Consider the following 19,890-nt stretch of genomic DNA (forward strand, 5'->3'; position numbering starts at 1 on the left):
CAGAGGGCGCGCGGATGTGCGAGAGGCGAGATCGGCGAGATCGGGCCGGGTCATCGCCGGGCGGCCGGCACGGTGCCACGGCGTCCGCGGGACGATCGGGACGATGCCGGCGCCGACGATGACTGTGGCGGCGGTGACAGACCGAACGCCGTCTCCACCAGTGCGATGTGGCTGAACGCCTTGGGCGCGTTGCCCAGTTGGCGGCCCGCGTCCGGGTCCCACTGTTCGGCCAGCAGACCGACGTCGTTGCGGGTGGCGAGGACCCGCTCGAACGCCTCGCGAGCCTCCTGGCGATGCCCGGTCGCGGCGAGGGCGTCGGCGTACCAGAGAGAGCACGAGACGAACGTGCCCTCGGCGCCGTCGGTGCCGTCCTCTCCGACCTGCCCGGAGCCGCCCTGCGCGTACCGGCGTACGAACCCTCCGCGCCCGAGACGGCCCATGGCCCGCACGGTGCCGCGCACTCGCTCGTCGCGCCCCGGCAGGAACCCGACCTTGGGAATGAGCAGGGCAGAAGCGTCCAGGCCCGGCGCGCCGTAGGACTGCACGAAGGAGGCCTGGGCGGGGTCCCAGCCCTCCCGGCAGACCTGCCGGTGCACCTCCTCCCGCATGGCCCGCCACTCCCCGGAGGAGTTGTTGCGTCCGAGCAGTTCGCCCATGCGCACGGCGCGGTCGGCGGCCACCCACGTCATGACCTTGGAGTGTGTGAACTGCCGCCGCGGACCGCCCACCTGCCACAGCCCTTGGTCCGGTTCGCGCCAGTGCCGGAGCAGGAACCCCATGAGCGACTCGACCAGGTCCCAGACGTGGGCCGCCATCGGGATCCCCGCGCGCAGCGACAGCCACAGCGTGTCCATGACCTCGCCGTACACGTCCAGCTGGAAGCCGCCCACCGCCGAGGTCCCGAACCGCACGGGCCGGGAGCCCTCGTAACCGGGCAGCCAGGGCGCCTCGGTCTCCGGCAGCAGCCGCTGCCCCTTGACCCCGTAGACGGTCTGGAGATCGGCGGGGTCACCCGCGAGGGCCCGCACCAGCCAGCCCAGCCATGCCGTGGCCTCGTCCCGGTATCCGCTGCGCAGCAGGCAGGACAGGGCACGGGTGGAGTCGCGCAGCCAGCAGAACCGGTAGTCCCAGTTGCGCTCGCCCCCGATACACCCGGGCAGCGAGGTGGTGGGGGCGGCGACGATGCCGCCCGTGGGGGCGTAGGTGAGCGCCTTGAGGGTGATGAGGGAGCGCATCACGGCGTCCCGCCACGGCCCCTGGTAGCGGCATTTCGCTGCCCAGCGCCGCCAGAAGTCGGCGGTCTCCTTCACGGCGGTCTCCGCCGGGACGGACATGGGCGAGGGAGGCGCGGGCCGGCGCGAGGGTGTCCACCCCAGAGTGAGGGCCAGTCGGCGCCCCGCCGTGACAGTGAAGTCCCAGACGGTGGCGTCGGGGCCGCCCACGTCCCGCACGTGGCCGTCGCCGCCCAGCCAGACGGCGTCCGGCCCGGCGACCGCGACGGTGCAGTGGCCGACCTCCCGGACCCAGGGGACGACGCGGCCCTGGTGGAACCGGAGCCGCAGTTCGCTGCGCACGTCGACCGTGCCGGACAGGCCCTCGACGAGGCGGACGATGCACGGCACGCCGGCACGCGGGGGCATGAAGTCCGTGACACGCACCGTGCCCGTGGCGGTCTCCCACACGGAGTCCAGAACGAGCGTGTCGGTCCGGTAGGAGCGGCGGGCACAGAAGCCGCCGGTGACGGGGGCGACCCGCCAGCGTCCGTTGTCCTCGGTGCCCAGCAGGGCCGCCAGACAGGCGGGCGAGTCGAAGCGGGGCAGGCACAACCAGTCGACCGACCCGTCCCGGCCGACCATGGCGGCCGTCTCCAGATCGCTGATGAGGGCGTAATCCTCGATGCGTGCGTTCATGATCGGGGGCTACGCCGCCGTGCACTTTGCCGCTTTCTACCCTACGCCGGTCATATCAGGACTGCTCTTGACCTCAGGGACAAAAGGGGCAAGATGTACGTATACACCGTAAATATATGGCGTTCCCTGAGGACGCCGACGCGGAGATACCGGCACCATGAACAACACGCATCAGCTGACCGAGCGCACCTCCTTCGACACCCATGCCGACGGCTCCCCGCATCCCTTGCGCCGGGCCGGCGACCGTCCCCCGCCCCGCGCCACCGTGAGCCTGATCGTCCCCGCCCGGAACGAGGCCCGCAACATCCCCTGGGTCTTCGAGCAGATCCCGGACTGCGTCGACGAGGTCATCCTGGTCGACGGAGATTCCGTCGACGCCACGGTCCACATGGCGACCCGGTGCCTGCCGACCGTCCGCCACATCGAGCAGAGTGGCCCGGGCAAGGGGAACGCCCTGCGCACCGGCTTCCTCTCCGCGACCGGCGACTACATCGTGATGATGGACGCGGACGGCAGCATGCTGCCCGGGGAGATCCCGCACTACGTGCACTTCCTCGACAACGGCTTCGACTTCGTCAAGGGCTCCAGGTTCATCGCCGGCGGTGGCTCGCTCGACATCACCCGCTTCCGCCGGCTCGGCAACCAGGTGCTCCTGGCCGCCGTCAACCGCCTGTACGACACGAAGCTGACGGACCTGTGCTACGGGTTCTGCGCCTTCCGCCGCGACTTTCTCGAGGATCTCGACCTGCACTCCTCCGGCTTCGAGATCGAGACCGAGATGATCGCCCACGCCCTGCGCTCGGGCCTGCGCATCGCCGAGGTGCCGAGCCTCGAACTCCCGCGACGCAGCGGCCGCTCCAATCTGCACGCCATATCGGACGGCCGACGGGTGCTGCGGACGCTGCTGTCGGAGCGGCCCGGGGCCCGGTCCGCCGCGCGGGCCGGAAGGAGCCCGGCATGAGCCTTACCCGGCGTCCGGCGCCCGCTGAACACCCCCCGGTGACGGACCCGGGTCCGGCCGAGCCCGCGTACGCGCCGGTCGGGGTCGTCGACATGGATCTGGCGCGGCCGTACGAGTTCCGTCCGCCCGGAGGCCCGGGTCCGGTCCGGCCGACGGCGCCGGTACTGGCGCTGGTGCGGCTGCGCGGCCGGCCCCTGGGTCTGGTCACGGCAGCCGGCGCGGAGAGCGGCGCGCCAGAGGACCTGTGGCGGTCGGTGGCGGACACGGCCCGGCGGCGGTTCCTGCTTCCGCGGACCGCGCCTCCCGCCCGGACGCCCACGCCGGCCCCGCCGTCCATCAGCGTGATCATCGCGACGCACAACCGGCCCGCGATGCTCCGGGAGTGCCTGAACTCCCTGCTGCACATGGACTATCGCAACTTCGAGGTCATCGTCGTGGACAACGCCCCGGCCGACGACGCGGCCGAGCGGCTGGTCAGCGACGGGTACGAGGGCCGGGTCCGCTTCGTCCGGGAGCCGGTGGCAGGCCTGGCCCGCGCGCACAACCGGGGGCTGGCCGCCGCCCGGGGCGAGATCGCCGCCTTCACCGACGACGACACCCTGGTCGATCCGGGCTGGCTCGCAGCGCTCGCGGAGGGCTTCGCCCAGGATCCCGGCATCGGCTGCGTGACCGGGCTCATCGTCCCGGCCGAACTGGAGACGGCGGCCCAGGCGGCCCTGGAACACCACGGCGGCTTCGCCAAGGGGTACGCGCCGCGCGTCTGGTCCCTGCGCCACCCGCCGCAGGACCCGTTGTTCCCCTTCACGGCGGGACGCTTCGGCTCGGGCACCAACATGGCCTTCCGGATCGCCACGCTGCGGGCGCTGGGCGGCTTCGACCCGGCCACGGGTACCGGGACCCCGGCCCGCGGCGGGGACGACCTGCTCGCCTTCTTCCGGGTGCTGACCGCGGGCCAGGCGCTGGCCTACCAGCCGGACGCGATCGTCTGGCACCGCCATCGCCGCACCCGGGACGCCCTTGACGCCCAGGCGTTCGGCTACGGAGCCGGGCTCGGCGCGTACCTCACCGGCGCCCTGGTGAACGAACCCCGCATGATTCCGGCCCTGCTGCGCAGGCTGCCCCGGGGCATCCGATACGCCCTGGCCCAGGCGCACCGCAAGGCGGAGGCGGACTCCGCAGGGTCGCGACGGCTCGCGCGCCTGGAACTGCGCGGGCTGCTCTACGGGCCGGTCGGATATCTGCGCAGCCGCCGCCGGAACCGCAGCGGCCGGGTCTGAGGAGACGCCGTGTACGTGTCCCAGGAGACAGTCGAGCGGCCCGAGGCCACGGGTACACCGGGTCGGGGGCGGTCGCTGACCGCGGCGGTGCGCACCGGGATCGCCCGCGTCCTGCCCAGCGAGCCGCTGGTGCGCAACGGTCATCTGCTGGCGATCAGTTCCCTGGTCAACGCCGGAGTCGGCGCGATCTTCTGGCTGTTCGCCACCCACTGGTACGACGACGAGGTCGTGGGCGTGAGTTACTCCGCTCTGTCCGCGTCCCTGCTCCTGGCCAACATCGGCCAGCTCAACCTCAACGACTTCCTGATCCGGTTCCTGCCCTGCTCCGGACGGCAGACCCGCAAACTGCTGCTCACCTGCTACGCGGTGACCGCCTCGTGGAGTGCTCTGGTCTGCCTCGTCTTCGTCCTCCTCGTCCCCGCCCTCTCCCCCGAACTCGCCTTCCTGCGGGACCCCCTGGTCGCCGTCTGGTTCGTGGCGGCGACCGCCGCGTACACCATCTTCGTCCTTCAGGACGGGGCACTGACGGCGATGCGCCGCCCGGGCTGGGTCGTGGCGGAGAACATGGTCTTCGCCTTCGTCAAGATCCTGCTGCTGGCCGGCGGCGCCTTCCTGGCCCTGAAGACCGGGATCCTGCTGTCCTGGGCGGGAGCCCTGCTCATCTCCCTCCTCGTCGCCAACTACCTCCTGCTGCGGCGGGCGGTGCCGCGCCACGAGCGGGAGAACCCCGACGCCGTGCGCCCCCCGCGGCTGCTGAACTACGCGGCGGCCGACTACACGGGCTCCCTGTTCCGGATGGCCGCCTACACGCTCGTGCCCCTGATGGTGCTGAGCGCCCTCGGGGCGAAGCAGAGCGCCTACTTCTCACTCGCCTGGATCATCGGCTACGTGCTGTTCCTGGTGGTGCGCAACATGGGCAGCTCGCTGGTCGTCGAGGCGGTGAGCCGCCCCGAACGGCTCGCGGAGCACGGGCTGCGGGTGCTGCGCCACTCGGGGATGATGCTGGCCGCCGGTGTCGCCGTGATCGTCGCGGGGGCCCCGTGGATCCTGAAGCTGTTCGGGCCCGGCTACGCCGAGCACGGCACCACCCTGCTGCGTCTGCTGGCCCTCTCCGCGCTGCCCAACCTGGTGTTCAGCGTGGCCGTGGACGTGCTGCGGGCCCGGCGCCGCATGCGTCTGGTGGTCGGGCTGCAGATCGCCCTGTGCCTGCTGGTCCTCGGACTGGTCCAGTTGCTGCTGCCGGTGCTCGGGGTGACGGGCGCGGGCGTCGCCTGGCTGGCGGCGGAGTGCCTGATCGCCGCGCCGTTGCTGATCTGGCGGTCCCGGTGGCTGGTCTCCGCCTCCGGAAGCACGCCATGACCTCCGGGAGAACCTCATGAACACCGAACCGAGCCTCTCGGTCGTCGTATGCGCCTACACGCTGGACCGCTGGGAGGATCTGCAGGCCGCCATCACCTCCGTGCAGTCCCAGCACCGTCCTCCGGACGACGTGGTGCTGGTCGTCGACCACTGCCCGGAACTCCAGCGGCTCGCCGGCCGTATGCTGCACGGCGTCCTCGTGCTGCCCAACCAGCAGCACAAGGGTCTGTCCGGGGCCAGGAACACCGGCGTCGAGGCGGCCGTCGGGGACGTGGTGGCCTTCCTCGACGACGACGCGACCGCCCACCCCTCATGGACGGACCGCTTGCTGAGCGACTACCGCGACCCGCGGGTCGTCGGGGTGGGCGGGCTCGTCGTCCCGTGGTGGGAGACGGACCGGCCCGCCTGGTTCCCCCCGGAGTTCGACTGGGTGGTCGGCTGTTCGTACCGCGGACTGCCCGAACAGCCTGCGCCGGTACGCAACTTCATCGGGGCCAACATGTCGTTCCGCAAGGACGCGCTCCACGCGGCCGGCGGCTTCCGCACGGACCTGGGGCGGGTGGGTACGCGGCCCCTGGGCTGCGAGGAGACGGAACTGTGCCTGCGCATCACCTCCCGCCGCCCGGACGCCGTCCTGCTCTACGACCCCTCGGCCGCCGTCCGGCACCGGGTCCCCGCCGCACGCGCCACGTGGTCGTACTTCCGGTCGCGCTGCTACGCCGAGGGACTCTCCAAGGCCCTGGTGGCGCGGTACAGCAACAGGTCCGCCGCCCTGTCCAGCGAGCGCGCCTACCTCAAGTCGACCATCCCTCGCGCCTTCCGTGAGGCCCTGCACCCGGGCCGGCCCGCTCCGGCACGTACCGCCCTCGCCCTGGCTCTCGGTGTCTGCGCCACCGCCCTGGGATACGCCGTGGGCTCGGTGCGCGCCCGGCGCCTCGCTGTCCCCGCTCCCGCCGAGCCGGCCTACCGCGCACCTGTGAAGGGGAGCCCGGTATGACGTACCAGCCCGTGCCCGTCTTCCTGTACCACTCGGTGTCCGCCGAGCCGCCCTCGTGGATCGCCCCGTTCACGGTGAGCCCGCGCGTCTTCGCCGAGCAACTCGACCTCCTCGCGGACAACGGTCTGGAGGTCGTCCCGCTGCGGCGCCTGGTCGCCTCGCTGCGCGGCGGTCCGCCCCTGCCGGCCCGGCCGGCCGTGCTGACCTTCGACGACGGCTTCGCCGACTTCCACTCCACCGTGGCGCCGCTGCTCGCCGCCCGGGGTCTGCCGGCGACCCTCTACGTCACCACGGGCGCGCTGGGCGGACTGTCCTGGCCACCGGAGAGCGCCAGTCTCCTCCCGCCCGCGCCGATGCTGACCTGGCGTCAGGTGCGGGAGCTGGACCTGTTCGTCGAGATCGGCGGGCACACCCGGGTCCACCCGCAATTGGACGCTCTCCCCCGGCAGGCCGCCCGTGAGGAGATCGAGGGCTGCAAGGCCCGTCTGGAGGACACCCTCGGACATCGCGTCGACGCTTTCGCCTATCCCCACGGCTACAACGACCGCGCGGTCCGCCGCCTGGTGGAGGAGGCGGGCTGGGCCTCGGCGACGGCCGTCCGGTACGGCTTCAGCTCCGGCGCGGACGAAGTGCTGCGCATCGCCCGGCTGATGGTGCGCGCCGACACCACCCGGGACCGGTTCCTGGCCTGGGTCCGGGGCGCGGGCGCGCCTGTGGCACCGTTCCCCGAGCGGACCCGGACCAGGGCCTGGCGAGGCTACCGGCGACTGCGGGCCGGCATCGACCACCCCTACCCCGTGCTGCCCACGCCCGCCCGCTGACCGTCCCTCACTTCTGCCAGACCCGCACCCAGTCCACCGTCATCTCGGCCGAGTTCACCGACCGGGGCGGCGACTGGGGCACTCCCACGGCCAGGTTGATCAGGACCTCCATGGGCACGTGGGGGATCCGCTCGGGCTCGGTCACGCGGAACCTGCGGACACCGTCGACGTACCAGCTCACTTCGTCGGGGGCCCAGAGCATGCCGAAGACATGGTGCCTCTCGGGGAACGGGACGGGCCCGTAACTGCCCCGCGCCCGCTGGTCGCCCTCCGGACTGCGCCAGTGCGCGTACATCATGACCCGGTCCGTGCGCTCGAAGAACTCCATGATGTCGAGCTCGGGGGGCGTGAACTTGGACGCCGGCATCATCCAGAACGCGGGGAACATGCCCTCCTGGGCGGGGATCTTGATGGATGCCTCGAAGTACCCGTAGGTGAAGACGTGCCGGGGTTCGCCGTACCAGTCGTCCCGGCCGGTCGAGATCATGCCGGACCGCCAGGGGTAGGTCTTGTCGTCACTGCCGCGTGTGGAGCGCCGCTCCGCGTTCAGGCTCAGGTGCCCGTCACCGACGGAGACCTGGCCGGGCAGGTACCACTGCTCCTCGTCGTTGCCGCTGTTGGTGCACCCGTCCTCGTTCCAGTCGTAACACGTGGCCCAGCGGTCCGTGTCGAGGCCGGAGCCGTCGAACTCGTCGCGGAACGTCAGATCCCAGTCCTGCGGAACGGGCCTCGGCCCGGGGGGGGCCTCCGGTTCGGTGGCACCGCAGCCCACGGCCAGCAGCAGCGTCATCGCCAGGGCGGCCAGGGCGGCTCGCAGCCGTCGCGCCGACATGGGGACTACCGCCGTTTCCCTGCCGCGACGGCGGCGGTGAGGCGGCGCGCGGCAAAGCCGGTGCCGGAGACGAACCGCAGCAGCGGCCCGAAACTGGGGGCCGCGGCGAGTCCGGTGAAGTAGAGGCCGGCCGTGGAGGACTCGAACCCGGAGGTGAGCACCGGTGCCCCGGCGAAGACCCGCAGCGACCGCCTCAGGCCCGGCTCCAGCAAGTCCACGCGTCGCACGTCGACCCGGTAACCGGTGGCGGCCAGGACGTGGTCGACCACGATGTTCTCGGGCCAGCCGTACTGGTCGAGCAGCCGCAGACGGACGACTCCGTAGCCCGGCTCGGCGGCGACCAGCGTACGGCCGCCCAGCACCGGGAACCGGCCCGCCGCCCGCTCCTTCAGCCACCAGGCGCCGGAGGGTCTCGGTACGGCGCGCAGCACCTCCATGCGCAGCGGTGCGGGGAGCCGGCGATAGGCCGCTCCGCCATGGCTGATGGCGTGCAGCAGCGCGCGGCGGGGCGGCGAGCCGGGCAGCCAGGAGCGGTCGCCCCTTCCTGGCGACGGCGGGGGGTCGAAGAGAACGGCCGACGTGCGGGCGACGACGGTGGGCCGGGCACTGGCCTCGTGCAGCAGCGTCGCGCACTCGAGCGCGGACTGCCCGGCCCCCAGGACGGCCACCCGCACCCCCGCGAAGCGGCGCAGGTCCGTGTGTTCGCTGCTGTGCGAGACGAGGCCTTGCTCCCTGCACGTGTGCAACGTCCGTGGGATGTAGGCGAAGGGCACCGCGCCGGTGGCGAGCACCACGGAGGCGGCGAGCGGTTCCTCGCCGGTGTCGAGGAGCAGCCGGAAGCCGCCGTCGGCATGCCGGATCCGGTGCACCCGGCAGGGCTCCAGTTCGGGCACCTGGTGCTCCTGGAACCAGCGTCCGTAGTCGACGTACTCCGCCAGCGGCACCGGCCGGTGGTCGTCTGCCCGGGCCAGTCCGCGTGTCCGGCGGAAGTCCACGAACTCATAGCCGCGTCGCGGGGCCGCGATGGCGGAGGCGGCCGGGACGGTCTGGAGGAACATGCCGTCGGGCATGTGGGCCTGCCACGACTCCATCGGCTCCCCGAAGACGCGCGGCCGTGCTCCGGCGGCGCGCAGATGGCAGGCGGTGGCCAGGCCGTACGGTCCGGCACCGACGACGGCGACGGTGACGCGGCCGCTCGGCCGGTCCGGCCTGCGTGAACCGCCGGGCCGTTCGCCGGGTGCCGGGCGGACCGTGGCGCCTGAGCCGTACCCGGTGCCCGTGGTGGGAGCCGGCCGGGCGAGGGGTCCCGACGGTGCGTCGTCCGGACCGGGGCGCCGCGCACCGGGTCGGCGGCTGCCCGGTGTGGGCAGCAGGGCCAGGAGCGACGTCATGACCGCCAGGGTGACGATCACGCGCGTGGTGGTGAAGGAGTCGCTGAGGTAGAACGGCTCCGCCGCGAGGACCACCAGGCACAGGCTGAGCACCACGGCCAGGAACGCGGTCTCCACGACGTACGGCCAGCCCCGGTCGTGCCAGGGCGTCGGCCTGGCCCACCGCGTGGCCGCGGCCCCCGGGCACAGGAGCAGGAACACGCAGACGATCAGCAGGCGCGGGACGCCCGCGTCCGTCAGTGCCAGGGTCGCGGCGAGCGCGAGCCAGCCGGACAGCGCGAGCGTGATGCGCAGCGGCCATCTCCAGCGCGGCGGAAGGCTGGCGGGGAGCGTGGTCATGACGCCTCCCGCGCATCGGGGTTCTGGTACCGGTAGACCACGCCGTCCTTGTTGCGGAACACCTGCACGAACCCCCAGGTGTTCGCCATCGCGGTGTCCATGCGCTGCATCGTGTCGGCGGGCAGGGTGCCATTGAGGTAGCACTCAGCGGCCTGGGCGCGGCTGAGCACGATGTAGGCGGGTTCGCGGACCGTGGCACCGTCGATGAACGGCTTCAGCCCCTCGATCGGGTCGTTCACCAGCCGCTGCCGGACCGCGACTTCCTGTTCGTTGAGCTGGATCCGCGGATGTCTGTCGTAGTTCATCTCCAGGCCTGGCACGTCCGAGGTGAGGGAGACGATCAGGGATCCGGGGGGCGTGGTGGCCGTGACGAAGTGAGTGGCCGCCACCTCGTCGTGGGTGAAGTGGTTCGCCGCCTCCTTGCCGTAGTAGCCGAACAGCAGTCCGCCGAGCATCGCCAGCAGCAGCGGGGCGACCACGAACACGCGCAGCCGTGGACGTCTGCGGGACTCGAACAGCAGTGCCGAGATGAGGAGGGCGGCGGCGGGCAGCGCGAACAGATAGGCGCGGAAGATCATCTCGCCGCCGTAGGAGTTCGCGACCAGGACCGGCATCGGGGCCAGGACGAGCAGCGGCATCCCCGTACGGCGGGTCCAGCGCCGCATGACGAAGGCCAGAGCCGCCAGCAGGAACACCGCGGCGGACAGGCCCCGGTCGACCCAGGAGACCACCACCTGCCCGGGGGCGGCGGCGCCCAGCGCCGCGAGCCCGGAGACCACGTTGGAGTCCGGCTCCAGCAGCGCGCCCACGAACTCGCTCAGATTGGCCGCGACGAACGGGCGCGCCACGGTGGCGTCCCAGACCAGGGTGAGCAGGGCCCCGGCGCCCAGAACCGGCAGCAGCACGCGTCTGTTGCGGCGCGGCAGCGACAGTGCGACCAGGGCGCTGAGCATCATCAGCGGGGTCAGCGGATGTGAGCAGACGACCACCGCCATGATCAGCACGGCGAGCAGGTACCGGCCGACGGGCCAGGCTCTGCCCTGAGAGCCCGGAGATCGCTCCGCCCAGGCCCGCAACTGCCCCATGACGAGGGCGATCAGCGTGACGAAGAGCAGGAACGCGAACGCCTGTGGCGCGAAGTAGTCCTGCCCCACCCACGAGCAGGAGTAGAAGATCCAGACGGCTCCCCAGACGAGTCTCCGGTCGGTGGTCACGGCCCGGTAGATCAGCAGGAGCGGGGCGAGCAGCAGGACGTTGTTGAGGGGCGGGGCCCACACGGCGTAGCCCAGCGACGACTCCAGGCCGGTGGCCTGCACCACCAGGGCGTTGAGGTGGAAGAAGCCCGGCCACTGGTCGTAGACGTCGAGTTTGTTCGCACCGGGCACGCTGCCGCCGTTGCGGATCATGGCGTCCACGACCGCGACGTGCTTCCACGCCCAGCCGTAGCGGAGGGTGGGATACAGCAGGGCCGGCGTGGCGTGCAGGATCGCGATCAAGCCGAGGACGTAGGCGGCCAACCAGCCGCCCCGGGTCCGCCGGTCGGACAGGGCCACGCAGAAACCGAGGACGAGCAGGCCGAGGGCGATCCAGAAGAGCACCGGCAGCACCTGGAGCAGGCCCAGGTCGGTCATGGCGTTCAGGTTCACGTGGCGCAGGGACAGCAGCCACACGACGAGCGCGACGGGCAGGGCGGCCCGGGCCGCCCATTGCAGTGCCGTCATGCGCCGCCGAGCGGGCGGTACCGCCGGCACTTCACCGGGTCGCCGCGTCTCGTCGGCGGCATGCGGCGCCCACTGAGCCATCGTCAGCGGCGAACGCTTGCCCATGGAGATGCCTCCCGCACAGGGGGGGTGCGACGACCAGACCGTGGAGCGCCTCCCGCGGCGCTTCCTTCATCGGCACACACCAGCGATCCATGCCGACCGATATGCGGCATAAGTGCTAAAAATTACGTTACTGCCGTTTGGTGCGACCGGCAGCGCGGATGACCGACCGCCGGAGGAGAGCAGTGACCCCACCAGTGATGAAGCCACCGAGGCCGCCGCACGGCATGCGGAAGCCGCTCATCGCCGCGTCGGCCGTCCTCGCCGCGCTCCTGCCCGTGGCGGGCTGCGATTCCTCGGACCAGGGCGACGGCGTCCCCCGGCCGGACCACATCGTGGTGGCCATCGAGGAGAACCGCGGCTATGAGGACATCATCGGCTCGCCAGATGCCCCGTTCATCAACGAACTGGCCCGCAAGGGAGCCAATCTCACCCAGTTCTTCGCCATCACCTATCCGAGCCAGCCGAACTATCTGGCCTTGTTCTCCGGTTCCACGCACGGCGTCGACAACGACTGCCCGAACGACTTCACGTCCCGCAACCTGGCCTCCCAGCTGACGCAGGCCGGTCTGACGTTCACCGGCTACGCGGAGAGCCTGCCGAGGGTCGGCTTCAGGGACTGCACCAGCGGCCCGTACGTGCGCCGGCACGCGCCATGGGTGAACTTCACCAACCTGCCGGACTCCGTCAACCGCCCGTGGACGGACTTCCCCGAGGACTTCTCGGACCTGCCGCACGTCTCCTTCGTCGTGCCGAACCTCGACAATGACATGCACGACGGCAGCGTCGAGCGCGCCGACGCCTGGCTGCGGAAGAACCTCGGCGACTACGCCAAGTGGGCGATGACCAACAACAGCGTCCTCGTGGTCACCTGGGACGAGGACGAGGGCGGCGAGGACGAGGACAACCACATCCCGACCGTCGTCGTGGGCGAGCAGGTGAAGCCGGGCAACCACGACCAGCCGAACAACCTGTACGGCCTGTTGCGCACGATTCTGGACGCCTACGACCTCGACCCGCTCGGGCACAGCGCCGAGGCCGAGCCTCTGGGCATCTGGAAGGGCAACGGCTGACCGGCGCGCGTCATGCGTCCTGGAACCGGATCACGCGTTTGACGGCCGTCCGCAGTCCGCGCTCGACCGTGGAGACGGGCAGCCGTTCCCGCCAGTATCGCGGAGACGGACGGCTCACCGCTCCGAAGCCGGCCTTGAAGTGCTCCAGCGAGGAGCCGGGCGCGGACTCGCCCAGGTCGAAGATCCGGCAGCCCTGCTCGCACGCCTCCTCGATGGCCAGCCGGTACAGCAGCGGGGTGGCCCGGACCGGGTGGGCCAGGTCCCGGTCCATGGCCGCCCGCCAGAACTTGGCGTGCGGGCCGTGCCGCAGGACGACGATGGCCGCTGCGGGTTCCCCGGCGTTCCGGGCCAGCCAGACCGTGCAGGACTCACCGAACCGGGCGGCCACCGCGGCCAGCCGTTCCCTGGGGAACTCCCGCCTCCTGCGCCACCGGGCCAGCGCCGGCGGCTCGTGCTGCTGTGCGGCCCAGCGCTCGATGGACCGGTCGTACAGCTCCTGGAAGACGGGGACGAGCCGGCCGGTGCGGTCCGCCTCCACGTCGAGGTGTGCCTTCTCGGCGCGCTTCACGTCGCGCCGGACCCGGGTGTGGAAGCGGTGCTGCCAGAGCGTGCCGAAGCCGCCGTCGAGGTCCACCGCCTGGGTCGTGTGGGGTTCCAGCCGGAAGGTGTCCGGGGCGGCCCTCTCCCACAGCTCGGCACCCTGCGGCCGGAAGCGCACGCCGATGCGCAGGGCGGGCCGGTGCGCCAGGTCGGCGAAGAGCGCCCGCGCCTGCTCGAGGCCCACCGTCCCTGCGGTCACCGGCCCGCCGATCCCCCAGCCGGCCGGCCAGGACTCCTCCATGTCCAGCCGGCGGGGACGCCACCCCCTGCTGACGAGCGGCAGCACGATCCGGCTGCCGTCGGGGAACGCGTAGAGCCGACTGGTGTCCCGGTACGGCCCGGTCTCGCACAGGCAGTCGAGCCAGGTCGGTGTCTGCGTGACGCTGATGTCCGGGTCCCGGCCGGCCAGGTCCCACCAGACGGCCCGGGGGGCGGGGGTCGTGACGCGCGCGGGACCGGCCGCGGTGTCGATCAGCAGTTCAGCGCGTGTGTTCACGGTGCCCTCCCGCGGGGACGTGAGCTGTACAGCGGCGCCTCGCCCTCGTGCGCCAGCACCTCGCCCAGGACGGACACGACGTTGTCGGCGACCCAGCGGTGGCTGCGCGCGTACCGGGCTGATTTCTCCAGGTTCCCCGCGACGTGCCACAGCCAGGTCAGCAGCGTGACGGCCGTTTCCGCCCCTGGCCCGGCCTCCAGCGCCCGGGCTCCGGCGAGCAGCCGCCGGTCCTCGGGCATGAGGGAGGCCCGTCGTACGACGTCGGAGACGACTCCGCCGAACTCCCGTCCGGCGAGCTGGTGCCGCATGGTCAGCACGAAGGTGTGGCAGTCGAGCAGGGAGGGGCCGTCCGAGACGGCGCCCGCCCAGTCGATCACCCCGGTCAGCGTCTCCCGGTCCTCCGACAGCAGCACGTTGCCCGGGTGGAAGTCGCCGTGTGTCCACGCCACCAGCAGCCGGCGCCCGGCCAGCTCGCGCTCCACCAGTTCGCGCACGGTGGCGAGCGCCTGTGCACCCTCGCCCCGGCGGCACCAGCGGACCTGCTCGGCGAGCACGGCCAGCCGGGGCTCCACCCAGCCGGCCAGCCGGGGCGTCACCTCCTCCGCCCGGCCGGTGGCGAAGTGCAGTTCGCGGATCGCCGTGAGGGCGGAGGAGGTGACCCGGCGGGCCAGCCGCGGGGAACGCCGCAGCAGCACATCGGCCTCGACGCCCGGCAGGCAGGACTCCACCAGCACCGGCAGCGGTCCCTCCAGGCGGCGCTCCTCCACCACGGGAAGCAGCCGTCGCCACGAGCCCAGCCGCTCGTCCCGGGCCAGCCGCCGCACGGCCTCGCACTCGTGCTCCAGCGAGGCGGCCGCGCGTGCGCTGCGGGGGTGCTTCACCATGGCGGGCCCCGTACCGCTGCCGTCGAGCCGGAAGACCAGGAGGTCGGAGAAGGTGCGCCGGGGCCTGTGCGGTTCACCGTCGGCCCTGAGCGAGTCCGCGAGCCTGCGCGCCGCCAGGGCATCGGCGGGACGCGTCAGGAGACCGGTGGGACGCAGCGGCAGGAGACCTCTCAGCTCCTCGGTCAACGTCATCCGGCACTCCCTTCAGCCAGATGCTCGCGAATGCCCCATATCCTCTGTTTTCATCATCGGCGCAGCCCGGTTGAGGTGCGACTCGGCCCGGATCGTGTATGTGTACGGCGTAGGAGGTCGGCTCCGTCCTTCCGCACACCGAGGAGGCAGCATGGCGAACGGCGGTGGGCCGAGCGAGTCCCGGCGCGCCAGCGACCGCGGCCGCTACGGCCGGCTGAACCGGGAGCGGGTGCTGAGCACCGCCCTGGCATTGGTCGACCGCGAAGGCCTCTCCGCCCTCAGCATGCGCCGCCTGGGTGCCGAGCTCGGTGTCGAGGCCATGGCGCTGTACCGGTACGCGGCGAGCAAGGACGCCCTCCTCGACGGGCTGGTCGAGGCCCTGTACCTGGAGCTGGAGGAGCGGCTGGCCGCGGAGACGGACGAGGGCGCCGACTGGCGGGCCGGGCTGCACCGGATCGCCCGCGCGACCTACGACGTGTGCCTCGCGCATCCCCAGGCCGTGCCGCTGATCGCCACGCGGCTGCTGGCGGTCCCGCTGGCCCGGCGGCCCGCCGCGGTGCTGCGGGATCACGAGCGGGTGCTCGCGCTGCTGCGGCAGGCCGGGTTCGACGAGGCCACCGCCTCCGCCGTGTTCCGGGCCTTCACCGCCTGGCTGCTCGGCTACGTGTCCGTGGAGCTGCGCCCCATGGTGGACAACCCGGACGAGACCGACCCGGCCTTCCGGCTCGGGCTGCACCGCCTGTCGGCCAAGGAGCTGCCGACGCTGCGGGAGACGGCGGCCGCGCTCGCCGAGCGGGGCGGTCCCGAGGGCCTCGCGGCCGGTCTCGACGCCCTGCTCGACAGCTTCAAGAGCGGTCCCCCTTCCGCAGCATCCGGCTGAACGGCGTGTCCGGGCGCTCCAGGCGCTCGCCGTCCAGCGTGATGTCGACGGCCTCGTTGAAGAAGGCGACACGTCCCTGGATCGCCGCCACGGCGGGCAGCGGGTCGGGGTAGCTCCAGACGATGTTGGGCGGCACATCGCCCTCGCCGCGCCAGGACCAGTACGCGGCGGTGCCCTTGTAGGGGCATCCGGTGCTGTGGTCGCTGGCGTCGAACAGGTCCAGGCTGACGTCCTCGCGGGGGAAGTAGTACCGGGTCGGCAGGGACGTCTCGAAGAGCAGGACGGGGGCGTGGGTGTCCGCGACGACCCGGCCGTCGATCTCGACCCGGACATGGCGGCTGCTGGGCAGCGCGTCGACGCGTTTGTGCGGGTCACGAGGGTGGATGAAGATCTCTTCCTCCTCCTCGTACCAGTGGTCGAGGCCCGTGTCGGTGCGCAGGAACCATTCGAAGGCGATGTGGCCGGCCAGGTCGTCGGCGGGGAACGTCCACGCCGCGTTCGCGCGCACCTCGCCGTCGGCGTCGAGGTCGTAGAAGATCCGGGAGCCGGTGTGCTTGCCGGTGGGCGGGGCCTGCGCCGGGTGGAGGAGGTCGGTGCGGACCTCGTCGTGCGGGAAGGCGTACTGCGGCACGGGCAGGTGCGGTTCCCAGACGAGGACCGGGTGCCGGCTGTCGACGACGGTGACGTCGCCCTTGCGGCCGCGCACCCAGCGCTCGCTGGGCTCCCACATGAGGCCTTCGGGGGTGGTCCTGATCGACCGGGCGGCGAGGTGGGCCGGGTGGGTGGTCATGGCCGCTGCTCCTTCCGGAGGTCCGGTGGTCCGGTGGTCCGGTGGTCGGGTTCCCTCCACGGTCCCACGAGCTCAGTGGGCCGCGTCCAGCCTGGCCCGCTGCTCGGCGGTCAGTTCCAGGTCCACCGCGGCGAGGTTCTCCTCCAGCTGGGCCACCGAGGAGACCCCGGCCAGCGGGACGATCGGCAGCTCACCGCCGATCTGCCAGGCCAGCACGACCTGGTTGACGGTCGCCCCGGTCTCCCGGGCCACCTCCCGCAGCACCGCCAGCCTGGCCGGGGTGCCGGGGTGGTCGAAGTCCGCGGGCAGCCGGTCCGGGCGGGTGTAGGCGCCCTTCAGCAGCGGCGAGTAGGCGACCAGGGTCAGTCCCGGCTCGGCCCGCAGGTAGCTCAGCAGGTCGGGGCCGGCATGGCCGAGGCTGCCGTCCGGGAAGAGGGCCTCGGGTACGTCGGTGCGGGGGCGCAGATGGCTGTGCGCGTACTGGAGCACCTCGTAGCCGGGCAGTCCTGCCGCGGCGGCGAGGGCGCGGGCCCGTTCCACCCGCCAGGCGGCGTGGTTGCTCGCGCCGAGCAGTCCGACGGCGCCCTCGGCGACCAGGGCGGCGAAGCCCTCGACGGTCTCCTGAAGCGGGACCTTGTGGTCCTCGATGTGGGCGTACAGCAGGTCCAGCTTCGCCACGCCGAGCCGCTCGCGGCTGCGTTCGGCGGACTCGCGGATCACCTTCGCCGACAGGCCCTCGGGGTTGTCGACGTAGCTGGTCCCGGGGGCCAGGGGGCGGGCACCGAGCTTGGTCGCGATGACGATCTCGTCGCCGATGCCGCGGCTGCGGCGCCAGCGGCCGAGGAGTTCCTCGCTCTGGCCGCCCTGGCCGCCGTCGACCCAGAAGGCGTAGTTGTCGGACGTGTCGATGAAGTTCCCGCCGGCTTCGACGTAGCGGTCGAGGACGGCGAAGGACGTCTTCTCGTCCGTCACCGAGCCGAACAGCATCGCGCCGAGCGCGAGCACGCTCACCTCGCGGCGGGTGCCCGGATCCGTGCCGATCGTGCGGTACTTCATGGCTGCTCCTCCCGTGCGCGCCCCGGGGGTCGGGGCACGAACGGCAGTCTTCATCTTGAAGCGCACTTCAAGTCAAGGCCCGCACGGGTCAGTCGGCAAACGGTCCCTCCAGCGCCGCCCACTGCAGCAGCATGATGGTCTTCGCGTCGGCGATCTCCCCGGTGCGGATCATCTCCAGGGCCCTGCGGAAGGGCAGCTCCAGGATCTCGATGTCCTCGCCCTCCTCGTCCAGGCCGCCGCCTTCGTGGGTGAGGGTCGACGGGCCGTAGGCGGCGGCGTAGAAGCTGACGCGTTCGGTGACCGAGCCGGGGCTCATGTAGACGTCGAAGACGTGCCGGACCTCGCCGATGGTGTGGCCGGTCTCCTCCACGACCTCGCGCCGCACCGCGATCTCCGGGTGCTCGTCATCGTCGTCGAGCAGGCCGCCCGGTGTCTCCACGAGCATGCCGTCGGGGTGCCCGTTGACGTACACGGGGAAGCGGAACTGGCGGGTGAGCAGCACGGTTTCGCGTTCGGCGTCGTACAGCAGCATGGTGGCCCCGTTGCCGCGGTCGTGTGTCTCGCGTTCCTGGGTGCTCCAGGTGCCGTCGGCATGCCGGAAGTCGAAGGTCGTGGTCCGCTCGACGTACCAGTGGCTGGACAGGAGTTTCACGTCCCGCACCTTGACGCGGGGGTTGCCGGTCAGGTGCCGGCCGGTCCGGTCGAGTCCGGTGCGGCCCCTGCGGTCGGGGGTGTCGACACCGGCGGTCATCGGGCACCGGCCGGGCCGGAGGAGAAGGGCGAAGTGGTCATGCCCGCTTCTACCATCCGGGGCCACCCGGTGCCGCTTGTTCCGGATCGGCACGGGTGCGAGACCCCGGAGTGTGACGCGTCTGCGACTGCCCGTCGCCCGGTGGGCCGGGAGACAGTGGGGGTCGGTGCCGTGGCTCGTGCGGGCTGGCCCGTGGGGCACGGCGCCCGGCTTCACCTCACGGGGGAGGACCCATGGAAACGGGCCGGAGCACCGGGCACGCGCTCGTCGTCGGGGCCGGTATCGGCGGACTGGCCACCGCTCTCGCCCTGGGCCGCACCGGGTGGCGCGTGACGGTAGTGGAGCAGGCGGCGGCCATCGGGGAGGTCGGCGCGGGAATACAGCTCAGCCCCAACGGGGTGCGCGTGCTGAGCTCCCTCGGTGTGCTGGAGGAACTGCTGCCCACGACGTTCCGTCCCGAGGCCGTCGAAATGCGGCTCGGCCGTTCCGGTCGGCACGTGTTCCGCATCGAACTCGCCGAGACCGCCGTACGGCGGTGGGGCGCCCCCTATCTGCACGTCCACCGTGCGGACCTGCTCGACGCCCTTCTCACCGGGACGGCCGGCAGCGGCCAGGACATCACGATCCACACGGGGTCGGCGGTGAAGAGCTACGAGCAGAGCCCCGAGCAGGTCACGGCACTGCTCGACTCGGGCCGGCGTGTCAGCGGCAGCCTGCTCGTCGGTGCCGACGGCATCCACTCGGTGATCCGCCGTCAGATGCTGGGGGCGGGCGAGCCCCGTTTCACCGGCCATGTCGCCTGGCGGGTCACCGTCCCGGTCGAGCGTCTGGGACGGGACGCGCCCCCGCCCACCGCGTGCCTCTGGGTGGGCGACCGGCGTCACGCGATCACCTACCGGCTGAAGGGCGGGGCACTGGTCAATCTCGTGGCGGTGGTGGAGCGCGACGAGTGGCGGGGAGAGTCCTGGACCGAGCGCGGCACACGGCAGGACGCGCTGGCCGACTTCGAGGGCTGGCACCCCACGGTCACCACCACCCTCCGCGAGGCGGACGCCCACTACCGCTGGGCGTTGTTCGACCGCGAGCCCCTGGAGACCTGGACCGACGGACGCGTCGCGCTCCTCGGTGACGCGTGCCACCCCATGCTGCCGTACCTGGCCCAGGGCGCCACCATGGCCCTCGAGGACGCAACGGTTCTCGCCCACCGGCTCGAAGGCACCGACGACGTGCCCCGGGCGCTGCTCGCCTACTCCGCCACGCGGCGACCTCGCACCGCACGTGTCCAGGCCGGATCCCGCCAGAACGGGCAGCGGTTCCACCAGGGAAGCACGTTCGCTCACCTGCCCCTGTGGTTCCTCGGGAAACTTGCTCCCCGCGAGTACCACCGCCGGCTGGACTGGCTCTACGGACACCGGGTGCCTTGATCGCCTTCGTCACCGGCCCACAGGAAAAGGCCTC

At 72.1% G+C, this 19,890-nt stretch carries 17 protein-coding genes; 8 read left to right on the top strand and 9 right to left on the bottom strand.

Annotation, left to right across the window (positions count from 1 at the left end; genetic code table 11):
* Positions 1 to 50: 50 nt before the first annotated feature.
* A complete protein-coding gene (locus QC385_RS10255) occupies positions 51 to 1,910 on the bottom strand; it encodes a glycoside hydrolase family 15 protein (RefSeq protein ID WP_279540949.1) in 1,860 nt (619 codons plus the stop codon).
* 157 nt (positions 1,911 to 2,067) lie between these two features.
* On the opposite strand from QC385_RS10255, the gene QC385_RS10260 reads away from it, so the two are divergent.
* The 5 genes from QC385_RS10260 to QC385_RS10280 are packed head-to-tail and all read left to right on the top strand — an operon-like array spanning position 2,068 to position 7,325.
* The gene (locus QC385_RS10260; RefSeq protein WP_279540950.1) at positions 2,068 to 2,871 is read left to right on the top strand and encodes a glycosyltransferase family 2 protein; all 804 of its coding nucleotides are present in this window, start codon (positions 2,068 to 2,070) and stop codon (positions 2,869 to 2,871) included.
* Positions 2,868 to 4,148 (top strand): glycosyltransferase, encoded by a 1,281-nt coding sequence (locus QC385_RS10265; RefSeq protein WP_279540951.1) that lies wholly within the window; start codon positions 2,868 to 2,870, stop codon positions 4,146 to 4,148. The genes QC385_RS10260 and QC385_RS10265 overlap by 4 nt, the downstream gene beginning before the upstream one ends.
* Positions 4,149 to 4,163: 15 nt before the next feature.
* The gene (locus QC385_RS10270; RefSeq protein ID WP_279540952.1) at positions 4,164 to 5,507 is read left to right on the top strand and encodes a lipopolysaccharide biosynthesis protein; all 1,344 of its coding nucleotides are present in this window, start codon (positions 4,164 to 4,166) and stop codon (positions 5,505 to 5,507) included.
* Between the two features lie 16 nt (positions 5,508 to 5,523).
* Positions 5,524 to 6,504, top strand: a complete 981-nt coding sequence (locus tag QC385_RS10275) for a glycosyltransferase family 2 protein (RefSeq protein WP_279540953.1) — start codon at positions 5,524 to 5,526, stop codon at positions 6,502 to 6,504.
* Positions 6,501 to 7,325: a polysaccharide deacetylase family protein gene (locus QC385_RS10280; protein WP_279540954.1), complete on the top strand. Its 825-nt coding sequence runs from the start codon at positions 6,501 to 6,503 to the stop codon at positions 7,323 to 7,325. The genes QC385_RS10275 and QC385_RS10280 overlap by 4 nt, the downstream gene beginning before the upstream one ends.
* Positions 7,326 to 7,332: 7 nt before the next feature.
* Here the strand turns inward: QC385_RS10280 and QC385_RS10285 are convergent, their stop codons facing one another.
* Genes QC385_RS10285 through QC385_RS10295 form a run of 3 tightly spaced genes read right to left on the bottom strand, consistent with a single transcriptional unit; the run spans position 7,333 to position 11,713 of the window.
* The gene (locus QC385_RS10285; RefSeq protein WP_279540955.1) at positions 7,333 to 8,157 is read right to left on the bottom strand and encodes a glycoside hydrolase family 16 protein; all 825 of its coding nucleotides are present in this window, start codon (positions 8,155 to 8,157) and stop codon (positions 7,333 to 7,335) included.
* 5 nt (positions 8,158 to 8,162) lie between these two features.
* On the bottom strand, positions 8,163 to 9,887 hold the full coding sequence (locus QC385_RS10290; RefSeq protein WP_279540956.1) for an NAD(P)-binding domain-containing protein: 1,725 nt from the start codon (positions 9,885 to 9,887) through the stop codon (positions 8,163 to 8,165).
* Positions 9,884 to 11,713 (bottom strand): glycosyltransferase, encoded by a 1,830-nt coding sequence (locus QC385_RS10295; protein WP_279540957.1) that lies wholly within the window; start codon positions 11,711 to 11,713, stop codon positions 9,884 to 9,886. Before QC385_RS10295 ends, QC385_RS10290 begins: the two co-directional genes overlap by 4 nt.
* Positions 11,714 to 11,910: 197 nt before the next feature.
* Here QC385_RS10295 and QC385_RS10300 point away from each other — a divergent pair, with 197 nt between their 5' ends.
* Positions 11,911 to 12,783 carry an alkaline phosphatase family protein gene (locus QC385_RS10300; protein ID WP_279540958.1) on the top strand — a complete coding sequence of 291 codons (873 nt, stop codon included), beginning with the start codon at positions 11,911 to 11,913 and terminating at the stop codon, positions 12,781 to 12,783.
* A 10-nt stretch (positions 12,784 to 12,793) separates the two neighbouring features.
* Here the strand turns inward: QC385_RS10300 and QC385_RS10305 are convergent, their stop codons facing one another.
* Both QC385_RS10305 and QC385_RS10310 read right to left on the bottom strand, forming a co-directional pair.
* Entirely contained in the window at positions 12,794 to 13,879 is a 1,086-nt protein-coding gene (locus tag QC385_RS10305; RefSeq protein WP_279540959.1) for a GNAT family N-acetyltransferase, read from the bottom strand.
* Positions 13,876 to 14,955, bottom strand: a complete 1,080-nt coding sequence (locus QC385_RS10310; protein WP_279540960.1) for a phosphotransferase family protein — start codon at positions 14,953 to 14,955, stop codon at positions 13,876 to 13,878. Before QC385_RS10310 ends, QC385_RS10305 begins: the two co-directional genes overlap by 4 nt.
* A 151-nt stretch (positions 14,956 to 15,106) precedes the next feature.
* Here QC385_RS10310 and QC385_RS10315 point away from each other — a divergent pair, with 151 nt between their 5' ends.
* Complete coding sequence (locus QC385_RS10315) at positions 15,107 to 15,835, top strand: TetR/AcrR family transcriptional regulator (RefSeq protein WP_279540961.1); 729 nt, start codon at positions 15,107 to 15,109, stop codon at positions 15,833 to 15,835.
* Here the strand turns inward: QC385_RS10315 and QC385_RS10320 are convergent.
* From QC385_RS10320 to QC385_RS10330, 3 genes are all read right to left on the bottom strand, one after another.
* Positions 15,801 to 16,625, bottom strand: coding sequence for a DUF427 domain-containing protein (locus tag QC385_RS10320; RefSeq protein ID WP_279540962.1), 825 nt, complete (start codon positions 16,623 to 16,625; stop codon positions 15,801 to 15,803). The genes QC385_RS10315 and QC385_RS10320 overlap by 35 nt on opposite strands.
* Before the next feature lie 72 nt (positions 16,626 to 16,697).
* The gene (locus QC385_RS10325) at positions 16,698 to 17,681 is read right to left on the bottom strand and encodes an aldo/keto reductase (protein WP_279540963.1); all 984 of its coding nucleotides are present in this window, start codon (positions 17,679 to 17,681) and stop codon (positions 16,698 to 16,700) included.
* A gap of 88 nt (positions 17,682 to 17,769) precedes the next feature.
* Positions 17,770 to 18,432, bottom strand: coding sequence for an NUDIX domain-containing protein (locus tag QC385_RS10330; RefSeq protein ID WP_279540964.1), 663 nt, complete (start codon positions 18,430 to 18,432; stop codon positions 17,770 to 17,772).
* Between the two features lie 233 nt (positions 18,433 to 18,665).
* Between QC385_RS10330 and QC385_RS10335 the strand changes: the two genes are divergently transcribed.
* Entirely contained in the window at positions 18,666 to 19,856 is a 1,191-nt protein-coding gene (locus QC385_RS10335; protein WP_279540965.1) for an FAD-dependent monooxygenase, read from the top strand.
* The last annotated feature ends 34 nt before the right edge of the window (positions 19,857 to 19,890 follow it).

The sequence above is a fragment of the Streptomyces sp. DH10 genome (assembly GCF_029813805.1).
Classification (GTDB): domain Bacteria; phylum Actinomycetota; class Actinomycetes; order Streptomycetales; family Streptomycetaceae; genus Streptomyces; species Streptomyces coeruleofuscus.

What these genes read in the sequence shown, in the direction of transcription:
- QC385_RS10320 (WP_279540962.1), bottom strand. Translation starts at nt 16,625, where the DNA reads ATGACCACCCACCCGGCCCACCTCGCCGCCCGGTCGATCAGGACCACC.
- QC385_RS10255 (WP_279540949.1), bottom strand. Translation starts at nt 1,910, where the DNA reads ATGAACGCACGCATCGAGGATTACGCCCTCATCAGCGATCTGGAGACG.
- QC385_RS10325 (WP_279540963.1), bottom strand. Translation starts at nt 17,681, where the DNA reads ATGAAGTACCGCACGATCGGCACGGATCCGGGCACCCGCCGCGAGGTG.
- QC385_RS10285 (WP_279540955.1), bottom strand. Translation starts at nt 8,157, where the DNA reads ATGTCGGCGCGACGGCTGCGAGCCGCCCTGGCCGCCCTGGCGATGACG.
- QC385_RS10315 (WP_279540961.1), top strand. Translation starts at nt 15,107, where the DNA reads ATGGCGAACGGCGGTGGGCCGAGCGAGTCCCGGCGCGCCAGCGACCGC.
- QC385_RS10290 (WP_279540956.1), bottom strand. Translation starts at nt 9,887, where the DNA reads ATGACCACGCTCCCCGCCAGCCTTCCGCCGCGCTGGAGATGGCCGCTG.
- QC385_RS10330 (WP_279540964.1), bottom strand. Translation starts at nt 18,432, where the DNA reads ATGACCGCCGGTGTCGACACCCCCGACCGCAGGGGCCGCACCGGACTC.
- QC385_RS10300 (WP_279540958.1), top strand. Translation starts at nt 11,911, where the DNA reads ATGAAGCCACCGAGGCCGCCGCACGGCATGCGGAAGCCGCTCATCGCC.
- QC385_RS10260 (WP_279540950.1), top strand. Translation starts at nt 2,068, where the DNA reads ATGAACAACACGCATCAGCTGACCGAGCGCACCTCCTTCGACACCCAT.
- QC385_RS10275 (WP_279540953.1), top strand. Translation starts at nt 5,524, where the DNA reads ATGAACACCGAACCGAGCCTCTCGGTCGTCGTATGCGCCTACACGCTG.
- QC385_RS10280 (WP_279540954.1), top strand. Translation starts at nt 6,501, where the DNA reads ATGACGTACCAGCCCGTGCCCGTCTTCCTGTACCACTCGGTGTCCGCC.
- QC385_RS10265 (WP_279540951.1), top strand. Translation starts at nt 2,868, where the DNA reads ATGAGCCTTACCCGGCGTCCGGCGCCCGCTGAACACCCCCCGGTGACG.
- QC385_RS10335 (WP_279540965.1), top strand. Translation starts at nt 18,666, where the DNA reads ATGGAAACGGGCCGGAGCACCGGGCACGCGCTCGTCGTCGGGGCCGGT.
- QC385_RS10310 (WP_279540960.1), bottom strand. Translation starts at nt 14,955, where the DNA reads ATGACGTTGACCGAGGAGCTGAGAGGTCTCCTGCCGCTGCGTCCCACC.
- QC385_RS10295 (WP_279540957.1), bottom strand. Translation starts at nt 11,713, where the DNA reads ATGGGCAAGCGTTCGCCGCTGACGATGGCTCAGTGGGCGCCGCATGCC.